This is a genomic window from Desulfobacter sp. (genome assembly GCF_050177295.1).
Genome location: NZ_JBFXHE010000128.1, coordinates 1 through 10,528, shown reverse-complemented (window position 1 = coordinate 10,528; position 10,528 = coordinate 1). Strand labels below are relative to the sequence as shown.

Sequence of the window (10,528 nt, the reverse complement as noted above, 5' to 3'; positions counted from 1 at the left end):
ATCCCGGTATTCCAAGATCCTGTTCCCGGTTGATATATCGTCCTGTTCCTTTCAGAAATTTGGCAGTCTCATGGTTGATCATCTGGGAGGCACCCTTGAAAGTCACATCTGATTTTTCAAAATGAACATCCCAGGTATCAGGGGACAGGGGGCTGAAAACAGCAAAAGCCGCAATTTCATCCTTGACCAGCAGTATCAGTCCGCGTAAACCCAAATCATTCCAATGGGAGAAGGCCATGGCCATGGCATCGGACTCTTCAACCAGAGAGCGGGGTATGGAAGGCATGCCGGCAAGCAGACGCCTTTCAAACTGCATCACTCCCTTGCAATTATCCTCATTCATGGGCACTAGGGAATAATCCGGATACTCACGCTTAAACTGGGAAATAAGATTTTTTTTCTTATGCAGTTTATTGCCCTTTAACCCGGCCAGTTCTTCGGTCAGGTAAACATAATCTGCCGCATCCCGGTCACAGGTAATACTGAAATATCGATCCAGGTCCTCACAGATAGTCACGTAAGATTCAGGCACCAGTCCGATGTTTCCGGACAATCCTGCGGCAACAGCCTTTTTTGATAGAGCAAACAACGCCTCCGGTTCAAGGTACTCTCCCACGGGCATGAACAGGGCCTGGCAGCGATCGTCGTGAATAACCAGACTGTCATTATACAGAAACCATGAATAGCGGTACAGATTCTGCCAGCAGAAAAGATTGACAAAGCTATACTCACATGAGCAGGGTGGATAAAGGCCCAGGAAATCAAGGATCAGGGGTCGGGTTTCCAGATCAAATTTCCCGGGCTTTAGTATACTTGGTTCTGTCTGCTGATCATCAGCACTGTTGCCGACCATTGGCGGCGTATTGCAGGTATCCGATTGACGGCTATGGCATATCATTGTTTTTCCTTTTATATGGCTGTTATTCAAGTTTAAAGGGGATGTGATCCTTCATCTGCCGGAACCCGAGTTTTTCATAAAATGAAAAAGTTCCCGGTTCACCGATCAATCCAATCCAGTCCACCCCCCTTTTCTTAAGTTCCTGGATCAGAAAACTTACAATTAAAGTGCCGATGCCAAGCTTTTGATAGGCGGACAGCACGGCAACATCCTGAATATAAGCATCACTGCACAGATCGGAAAGGGCCCTTCCCATTCCAATTAATTTTTTTTCCCAAAAAGCACCTGCAAACAATGCGGATTTTTCAGGAATCTGGAGCAAAAATGCATCTGATATTTTATAATCGTCCTGCCACCACCCGGCATCCTGGTATAAGGCCTGAAACTCATCCACAGGTACTGTGCGCACAAGTTTTATCTCAAGCCCATTAAGCGCTTCTGTTTTCATTTACCCTCGCCTTCCAACATTTTTTCTACAAAATAGGGAAGCACAAAGGCTGAACTGTGCATCTCTGAACTATAATATTTAAGCTGAGACTGAAGCACTTGGGGCACTGGACGTGCCGGCACCACAAGTTCAGGCCCCAAAGATCCCATGCACATACCGATATGACCGCCGGTATATGTGGGGACAATAATATTTGCATAGGCATGTATGGGAAACAAAGACCGGGTAATGCCCGTCAGTTTTTCAACCCAGTCCGGGTGAAGGAAAAAGGATTCGCCCTGGGTGGCAATCAGGCCGCCGGGTTTAAGCGCATGCTTTAAATCCTGGTAAAACTGATTTTCAAACAAAGCTTCACCAGGTCCAACCGGGTCCGAGGAATCAACAATAATAACATCATAACAATTGGGGTGTTCCCGGACAAAGGCGGCCCCGTCTTTGATATGAACACAGACCCTTGGGTCGTCGAACCCACAGGCCAGTGCTGGCAGAAACTGTTTTGAAACCTTGATGACCTCTTCATCAATTTCACAGAAATCAATACAGCAGACATCATGGTGACGATTAATCTCACGCAAAACGCCGCCGTCGCCTCCCCCGATGACAAGCACATTTTCAGGGTGGGGGTGGGAAAACAGGGGCAGATGCGCCATCATCTCCTGGTAACTGAATTCATCCCGTTCGGTTAGCTGAATAATTCCGTCCAGTACCAGCATCCGACCGTAGGACCGGGTCTGGTACAGGTCAATCTGCTGGAACCTGCTTTTTTTACTGTAAAGAAGTTCATCCACCTTCAGTGAAATGGCAATGCCTTCCCACATGGGACAAACTTCCGAAAACCATCCTTTATGTATCGTGCCTGAATTTTTCATTTACATATTTCGATCAAAATTAATGTCTTAAAGCCACTTGCATCTTGTAATGTCTGCCTCGAAAATATGACAGGGAGAATTCTGCTAACTCACGGGGCTCATAACTATTGCAGGAAAAAATATCCAGATATGCGGTATGGGTTGCATGGGCAAAATGCCCGGATATTCCGGATGTTTCAATGGACCTGGTCATGGAAAAACCTGCAGCTGTTTCGTTTTCATCATAATAAACCGCAGATGAATTTTGCTTTTTTTCAATACCAAGCAGCCCACACAGCCCGGAGACAAAGTTTTTTATACCACCCGGATCCTTTATCATATCAGAACTGCAATCATACACATCAACAGATGTGGACAATCCCCAGGAGTTTGTATTTTCACACACTTTTTTCCATGCTATGGGAAGCGTTCGTCTATCCATCACCTTTTCATTACTGTTTGCCATACGACTTTTAAACCCGGGCTGCAGTATCCCCCTGTTTTGATCCGAAGAGATAAACACCCGTTTGGATGAAAATTGTGCTTCCATGGAATGAATGGCTATGTCCAGATCAATATTATCTGCGCATGTAAAAATATCTACTGCTGCATAATCATGCTCGGGCCAGGCATGAACCGTAAAATGGGATTCAGCGATAATCACTACCCCAGATACCCCCTGGGGTTCAAACTGATGAAAGGAGCTGCTGATAATTGTGGCCCCGCTTTCCCGGGCCGCTTTAAGCAGAATTTTTTCGAGCCTGTTCTTATCAAGCAGAACATCGGATGCGCAATCGTAATATTCTATGGTAATATGCCGACCCAGGGCAAAACCCGGATCAGAATGAGAGGCCACAGGCATTCTGTTTTTATCAAGCAATCTTAAAAAAATACTCCGAATAATAATTAAATTGTTAAAACAGGGGATCAGAATACTTCCATAACAGAGGAAAATCTTTGCAATTGGGTTTCTTTGGGCAGATTTTTTTCTTTGAGGCGTTCAATCATGGACAACGTGTCAAAACGCAGATAGGGGTTAACCTTAAGTTCCTCGGACAGACGGGAAACAACATGGTCCGGATTATAGGAAGACGCGTACCCGCTCAAATCCGGATTATCCGGTTCAATGATTCCGGCATATTTGACAGCCTCAAGAACGTAATCATGGCCGGCATAGACCAGGGTGTCACCCGGAAGGGTCATCAAGAGTTTTAGCGAGTTTAAAAAGGATTCAAGATCCCCTGAAAAACAATTGCCAACCGTGGCATTGAACAGTGTATCACCGGTTACAACAAATCCTGCCCCCCTGAAACAAAGCGAATCCATAGTATGCCCGGGGGTCAGCATCACCTCTATCCCGGTTCCGTCTTTCAGGTCAAGAATCTGGCCATGTGAAAGCGAAGTGCAGTCAATAAACCGCGCATTTGTTTTTTTGAGAAGTGCATTGTTTCCCTGGGTATGGTCGGCATGGGTATGGGTATTGGTGACAATGTCAATGGGAATATTTTTTGCTTTGGCAAATTTTACCATATCCTCCGAGGCTCCAGGGTCAATGGCAATAGAAAATTTTTTACTATAAACCAGATACCCCAGATTGTCTGCACCGTATCTAAACTGTTGAATATCCAAGCACTCAATCCTTTTTTTTAAAATATTTCATCTTCATCTTCCCCAAAGGCACCTTCATCCTGATCCGGACCGTCTTCCAGGGGGTCATCATCATACACATCAATATCATCCCCATCCATGAACGCATCATCAAACTGAACATCAAGCCCGTGGTCATCAAAAATGATACTGATGGCTTCTTTCAGATTACGTTCAAAGCTTTCAGCATAATCGTCATCCCCATCTGATGAAAATTCATAGAGGTCATCATGCTCTTCAATCAGGTCTCTAAGATCGGTTTCCATTTCAGACCGGGCATAAAAATCGGCTTCATAAGCATCAATAATGTCTTCATACAGGTCATACAACTCAAACGCCTCAACGGCATCAAAAATGGTCATTTTTTTTGCCATATTCAATCTCCCGGATTTTAATTAACTTTCTATTTTAGTAATGGTTTTATGATTGTCAAATAACCAAGCGCCATAATGTTTATCTCAAACATGATTGCGCCTAAATACAGTTTCACCCTATTCTTTCTTGATAAAGAAGGTTTTATTTTTTTTCAATCCTAAAATTAGATCCGGCAAAAAAACAGAATCGGGTATGAAATCCCGTTATATTTTTTCAAAAACCATTTAATGTATGGATAGTTCTTGACGATGGTATAGTGCAATGATATGGATTAATTTAACTTATCACCCATTTCAACCAAATCTCGCATTGAAACGCCCAAGAAGCAAATGGAACCGAGAGGGCGGAGCTATCCCCCCCCAAAAAAAGAATGGACCTCATTACTATATTCCCTAAACTTCGAAACAAAAAAAGGTGACGGCCAAATGAAACACATACAAAAAAGAATTTTGGTTACCGGAGGAGCCGGATTTTTAGGTTCCCATTTATGCGAACGGCTAGTTGAACATGGGGATGATATTCTATGCTTAGACAACTATTTCACTGGCCAGAAAAAAAACATAGCGCACCTTTTAGGGAAAACTAATTTCGAGCTTTTAAGGCATGACATTACTTTCCCGCTGTATGTTGAGGTTGATGAGATTTATAATCTTGCCTGCCCTGCATCGCCGATTCATTACCAGCATGATCCGGTACAAACCACAAAGACAAGTGTTCACGGAGCCATAAACATGCTTGGTTTGGCTAAGCGGACAAAGGCCAAAATTCTGCAGGCGTCCACCAGTGAGGTTTACGGTGATCCTCAGGTTCACCCACAAACAGAAGCGTATTGGGGGCATGTCAACCCAATCGGGCTCCGATCCTGCTATGACGAAGGGAAACGATGTGCAGAGACCCTGTTTTTTGATTATCATCGGCAACATCACCTGAATATCAAAGTAGCACGTATTTTCAATACTTACGGCCCCAGAATGCATCCTAACGACGGGCGTGTGGTGTCCAACTTTATTGTTCAGGCGCTCAAAGGTGAGCCCATAACCGTCTATGGAGATGGTAGCCAAACAAGATCATTTTGCTATGTGGATGATATGATCAATGCCGTTATTGCTTTTATGGCAACAAAAGATACGGTTACCGGTCCTTTTAACTTAGGAAACCCTGTGGAATTCAGTATGCTTGAATTGGCTGAAACAATCATCAGGCTTACCCAGACCACATCTGAAATCGTATTTAAACCACTGCCTGCAGATGACCCGACCCAGCGCAGACCGGATATTTCTATGGCCAAAAAAAACCTGGAATGGGAGCCAAAGGTCAAGCTTGAAGAAGGGCTACATAAAACCATAAATTTTTTTAAAGAAATCCTTATCTAAACATTAATTTTATTTTTTTAAAAAAACATTTAATGTATGGACGGTTTCAACCGATAATCTAATTCAGAATAAAAAAGCGACTTGGAAGAATTTAATTTTAGCCTTTACAGAATCTGAAGCACAGTTACATCAGAATAGACATGTAACTGAAAGAGCGGAGCTATATCTTTTGATTGTCCCTTACACCACAACTTATTTTTCTCCAAGCAAGGAATATAGAAGGCTTTCTTTATTAATGCTCATCAAAGAGATGCCCCATTCCAGCCAACACCTTCTGGCAGCAAAAAGCCATCTGAGCAGTTCAATGGTAAACATATACATAAAAGAACTGAGCCAGGCAGGACTGATTACTGTCTCCGGAAAGACAAATCGTACCACAGAATATCATCTGACAGAGAAAGGACAAAAAAAATTATTTCAGGATTTTATCTCCTTTTCATCTGAAGCCGTTCAAATTTATGCCTCCGTGAAAAGAGAGATCATCCGGTTGCTTAAACGGTATGAAACCAGCGGAATTCGCACCGTAGTTCTTTACGGGGCATCGGACACGGCGGAAGTCGTTATGTCCGCCATCCCTCATACAAGGCTTGTTGTTATAGGCATTGTAGATGGAGATCCAGCCAAACAAGGCAGGCTCTTTAACGGCACCTTGATTCAGACGCCAGAGACCATTTCGCAGATTGATCCGGACGCCGTATTGATTACCTCTTTTGCCCGCCAGGATGAAATTTATAACAATATTGAAACGATTATGGGCGACAATATAAAGGTATTAACACTGACAGCGCTGCAACAGCTTCAACAGCCGCCTCTTCCGGAACTATCCCGCAAAGCAAATAAGAATCCAACGGCTCCCCCAACCATCCAAAAAGCCATGATAAAGCCATGATCATCGGAAACCGAAAAATTGGGCAAGACCATCCAACCTACATTGTGGCCGAAGCCGGAATCAATCACAATGGAAGCCTCAAATTAGCAAAAGAATTGGTGGATGCAGCAATTGACGCAGGTGCCCATGCTGTTAAATTTCAAAAAAGAGACCTTATAAGCCTTTATCCGGAAGATATGCTCAATCACCCTGAAAAGTATGAACAAAGCTTTCAGTATATCATTCCCCTTCTTAAAAAATTTGAACTGTCCAAAGACGATTACCTTGAACTGAGAAGATATGCTGGGGATAAGCCTATTGATTTCATTTGCACCCCATTTGATATAGCCAGTGCCCGGTTGATCTACAACGCAGGTATTGCCGCATTTAAAGTCGCCTCGGCAGATTTGACAAATTATCCGCTTTTGGAATATATTGCATCCAAAGATCTTCCCATTATTATTTCCACGGGAATGGCTTACAGACATGAGATTCAGCAAACCGTCCGCTTTCTGAATGAACGGACCGCAGATTATGCCATTCTCCATTGCCGCAGTGCGTACCCGGTCTGGCCCAGGGATGTGAATCTTAAAATGATTAACTGGCTAAAGCAATTTGATAAACCTGTGGGATATTCGGGGCATGATATCGGCATTATCATACCCCTTGTCGCCGCATCCATGGGGGCCTGCATCATTGAAAAGCATCTGACCCTTGATCCAACCATGGAAGGAACCGATCATAAAGTCAGCCTTGACCCTTACTCTTTCAAACGACTGGTCAGAGATATTGAAATTGCAGATCAGGCCATGGGCAGCCGGAAGCGATTCCTTCTCCGCGGTGAAGTTCTCAACCGTGAAGTTTTTGCAAAGAGTCTTGCCGCAGCAGAAGATCTTCCCAAGGGAATTGTCATCAATGAATCCCACATTAAAGTGATGGGACCGGGCAAAGGCCTGCATACCTCCAGAAAGGATGATTTGATCGGTAAATCCATTCACCGGGACATCCAGAAAAACTCTTTTTTCTTTGAAGAAGATCTGGAAACTAATGGTAATGGTGAGCCTCCCCATCCCTCGGTGTATTCTTTCCAGAGTAAATGGGGATTGATTGCACGATTCAATGATTTTTATGACATCATCTCTTTTAACCCCGAAGTCATCGAAATTCATCTGGCAGAAAAGGATTTTGCCACAGCCTTTATCCCCGAACATCCCCATCGGCAGGAGTTAATCATTCATGCCCCGGAATTTATTGATGGCGGAATCATAAACCTATGCCATTCAGATCATGCCATCAGATCCAAATCAGTGGATCTTGTCCAAAGAACCATTGCCCTGGCCAATGAAATGAGCCCTTTTTTCCAGGGAACCCCCAAAATTGTGGTCCATCCGGATGCTGTCAGCCTGAAAGAGAAGCTGCCTAAAGCCCCTCTTCGAAAAGCGTTAATGCAATCTTTATTTGAAATAGATACCACCGGCGTTGAACTGCTTTTGGAAAATCTCCCCCCCTATCCCTGGCTTTTCGGCGGAGAATGGAAGGGCAATTTTTTCATGGACGCAGATGAAATCATTTCAGTATGCAATGAAGCAGGCATTAATATGGTTTTTGATCTTTCCCATGCAGCCCTTTACTGCAACGCCAAGGGGATAGATCTGAAAACCTATATCCAAAAAGTCTATCCGCTGATCCGACACCTTCATTTAGCCGATGCCTATGGTGTAGACGGCGAAGGCGTCCAGTTCGGCGAAGGAGACATTGACCTCAACCGGATCATGCCTCTTTTTTCAGACTACACAGAATCATGGGTCCCTGAAATCTGGAGAGGACACCTCAACAACGGCCGGGCATTTTTCAAAGCGATCTCCTTAATTTCCAAATACATGAGGTAACCAACATTTCCGTGTTTGAACGATTTATCATTATTGCCCAAAAAGAGAACGCCTTTTACCATGTTCCCTCTATTGTGACGGCACCGGACGGATCTATCCTGGCCTTTTGCGAGCAACGGTGGCAATCGCCGTGCGACGATGTGGGCGAATGCCATATTGTAATGAAAAAAAGCAAAGATAACGGTCAAACATGGGGACAGCTTATAGAACTGCGCCGAAAACAAGGCGCCAAGTGGCATATGGGGTCGGCAGTGACAGACAACGAAACCGGCATCGTTCTTCTCATGTGCGGCGGCGGATGGCTTCAAAGTGCAGACAATGGAGATACCTGGACGGACTGGCAGCCTGGGCACAACATAGAATCCACTGGCGGATTGGGTGGCACCCATGGCAGCGGGCCCGGAATTCAGCTCCAATTTGGCAGACATAAGGGACGCCTGGTATGGCCGGCCAGAGTTACAATCACCTCAAATGGATATAATGACCACTCAATCTCCGATAGAAGGGAAAAATGTTACAGCACCGCCATCTTCAGTGACGACCACGGAAAAACCCTTTACCGGGCAAATGCATTCCATCAGGGAACTGGAGAAGCCTGTCTTGTAGAAAGGATCAATGGTGATATCTATTTCAATGCCCGGGCCTATTTTGATGACTTTAGGCGAAAAACGGCACTAAGCCGTGACAGTGGCACATCGTTTTCCGAGACCAAAGATGACCCGGTCCAAAAAGAACTCTCCCAGGGGTGCAATGCCAGCATGATCCGTTACCCAAAAGAGCTGCTCAAAAGAACAGGAATGATCGACCGGATCGGCCAAGATGTTATCCTGTTTGCCAATCCGGACAGTGACACGTCCTACCGGGAACACGGTGTGGTCCGTCTAAGCACAGATGGCGGGGAAACCTGGCAATATTCAAAAGCCGTAACGGATTTCGGAGAGTGGTTTGACTATTCAGCAATGACAATAGCAACAGATGGAACTATCCTTCTCATGTACAAAACCACCCTGTCCATGACAGGTCTCCCATCATCTTGCGATGAATGCTGTTCCATGTGCCTTGCCAGATTCAATCTGGAATGGATAATGGATTCGAATGACTGAATCCCATGACCACAATTTTAAGAACCTTTTTCTTGATTTTCCTGAAGCGTCTTTGGAATTCTTCTTTCCCAAGGCGATCGAACAATGGGGAAAAATCAAAAACATCAGCTTTATTCGCCAGGAGCCTAAAAAACATCACCTCTCCGACGCTAACCTTGTCCTGGACATGCCAATTTTATTCGAATTTGCAAACCATTCTCTTTTACTTTGGCTGGTGGAGTTTCAAGAAGACAAAAAGCGCTTTTCCATTCACAAATTGTTACGATATACCGTCGATCTCATGGAACTATATCCTGACACGACTGTTGTACCAACGGTTTTATTCACGGATCATAAAAAATGGCGTACAGATGTACCCCGTAAGTTGGAATCTAAACTGGCCGACAAAATATTTTTACATTTTGAAATGTTTTTTGTAAGCTGTCAGAATTCAAGGCCAAAGATTGTTATTCAGTCAATAATCCGGTAACCAAAATATTGCTCCCGAAAATGGACTATACGCCCTCAGAACGAACGGAAGTAATCCGGCAGGCATATTTAGGACTTTTCCAACTGGCATCGCTTGCGCTTTTTGAGAAATACATTTATTTTATAGATAGTTACGCCGAGATGAAACCAGACGAACAAGCGGCACTATTCAAAGAACTTGCAGCACATGAGGAGACCGTCATGTTAGCAGATTACATAAAAAATATAGGCAGACAGGAAGGCAGGCAAGAAGGAAGACAGGAAGGTTACAATGCGCTTGCGAATCTAATCAGAAACATGAAAAACAACAATCTTGCGGATCAAGAAATTGCGAAACTCACGAATATTGATATCAATATTATCAAAAAAATAATAAACAGAGAACCTGTTGAAATTCCTTTACATCTTCTTGGTGAACAATAAGCCCCTAAAAGTGGCGGCCACAAAAAATGACCATATTCAACATTACAGATCGAGTCAATAATGGGGAAGACAGCTTCACGCAGTTCACAGAAAACAGCTTTGATGCAAAAAAACTGTCTGAAGAACTTGTGGCTTTTTCAAACGCAGAAGGCGGTGCTCTGATTATTGGAGTTGGGAATAGAGGATAA

The 10,528-nt window shown here is 44.1% G+C and carries 13 protein-coding genes; 7 read left to right on the top strand and 6 right to left on the bottom strand.

Annotated features, from left to right (window positions below):
• The 6 genes from AB7U36_RS10875 to AB7U36_RS10850 all read right to left on the bottom strand — a co-directional run.
• Positions 1 to 898, bottom strand: an 898-nt coding sequence (locus AB7U36_RS10875; protein WP_428159799.1) for a DUF2156 domain-containing protein, incomplete at its 3' end; no start/stop codon positions are given.
• Positions 899 to 920: 22 nt separating this feature from the next.
• Complete coding sequence (locus AB7U36_RS10870) at positions 921 to 1,346, bottom strand: GNAT family N-acetyltransferase (RefSeq protein ID WP_428159798.1); 426 nt, start codon at positions 1,344 to 1,346, stop codon at positions 921 to 923.
• Complete coding sequence (speE, locus tag AB7U36_RS10865; RefSeq protein WP_428159797.1) at positions 1,343 to 2,215, bottom strand: spermidine synthase; 873 nt, start codon at positions 2,213 to 2,215, stop codon at positions 1,343 to 1,345. The genes AB7U36_RS10870 and speE overlap by 4 nt, the downstream gene beginning before the upstream one ends.
• A 19-nt stretch (positions 2,216 to 2,234) precedes the next feature.
• Positions 2,235 to 3,056 carry an adenosylmethionine decarboxylase gene (gene speD, locus AB7U36_RS10860; protein WP_428159796.1) on the bottom strand — a complete coding sequence of 274 codons (822 nt, stop codon included), beginning with the start codon at positions 3,054 to 3,056 and terminating at the stop codon, positions 2,235 to 2,237.
• 65 nt (positions 3,057 to 3,121) lie between these two features.
• Positions 3,122 to 3,823: an MBL fold metallo-hydrolase gene (locus tag AB7U36_RS10855; RefSeq protein ID WP_428159795.1), complete on the bottom strand. Its 702-nt coding sequence runs from the start codon at positions 3,821 to 3,823 to the stop codon at positions 3,122 to 3,124.
• Positions 3,824 to 3,840: 17 nt separating this feature from the next.
• The gene (locus tag AB7U36_RS10850) at positions 3,841 to 4,215 is read right to left on the bottom strand and encodes a hypothetical protein (RefSeq protein ID WP_428159794.1); all 375 of its coding nucleotides are present in this window, start codon (positions 4,213 to 4,215) and stop codon (positions 3,841 to 3,843) included.
• A 426-nt stretch (positions 4,216 to 4,641) separates the two neighbouring features.
• Here AB7U36_RS10850 and AB7U36_RS10845 point away from each other — a divergent pair, with 426 nt between their 5' ends.
• From AB7U36_RS10845 to AB7U36_RS10815, 7 genes are all read left to right on the top strand, one after another.
• On the top strand, positions 4,642 to 5,589 hold the full coding sequence (locus tag AB7U36_RS10845; RefSeq protein WP_428159793.1) for a UDP-glucuronic acid decarboxylase family protein: 948 nt from the start codon (positions 4,642 to 4,644) through the stop codon (positions 5,587 to 5,589).
• A 235-nt stretch (positions 5,590 to 5,824) separates the two neighbouring features.
• The gene (locus tag AB7U36_RS10840; RefSeq protein WP_428159792.1) at positions 5,825 to 6,478 is read left to right on the top strand and encodes a winged helix-turn-helix transcriptional regulator; all 654 of its coding nucleotides are present in this window, start codon (positions 5,825 to 5,827) and stop codon (positions 6,476 to 6,478) included.
• Entirely contained in the window at positions 6,475 to 8,346 is a 1,872-nt protein-coding gene (locus AB7U36_RS10835) for an N-acetylneuraminate synthase family protein (RefSeq protein ID WP_428159791.1), read from the top strand. The genes AB7U36_RS10840 and AB7U36_RS10835 overlap by 4 nt, the downstream gene beginning before the upstream one ends.
• 11 nt (positions 8,347 to 8,357) lie before the next feature.
• Positions 8,358 to 9,449, top strand: a complete 1,092-nt coding sequence (locus tag AB7U36_RS10830) for a sialidase family protein (protein WP_428159790.1) — start codon at positions 8,358 to 8,360, stop codon at positions 9,447 to 9,449.
• Positions 9,450 to 9,501: 52 nt separating this feature from the next.
• Positions 9,502 to 9,918 (top strand): hypothetical protein, encoded by a 417-nt coding sequence (locus AB7U36_RS10825; RefSeq protein WP_428159789.1) that lies wholly within the window; start codon positions 9,502 to 9,504, stop codon positions 9,916 to 9,918.
• Between the two features lie 20 nt (positions 9,919 to 9,938).
• On the top strand, positions 9,939 to 10,340 hold the full coding sequence (locus tag AB7U36_RS10820) for a hypothetical protein (protein ID WP_428159788.1): 402 nt from the start codon (positions 9,939 to 9,941) through the stop codon (positions 10,338 to 10,340).
• Between the two features lie 26 nt (positions 10,341 to 10,366).
• Positions 10,367 to 10,528: an AlbA family DNA-binding domain-containing protein gene (locus AB7U36_RS10815; RefSeq protein ID WP_428159787.1), complete on the top strand. Its 162-nt coding sequence runs from the start codon at positions 10,367 to 10,369 to the stop codon at positions 10,526 to 10,528.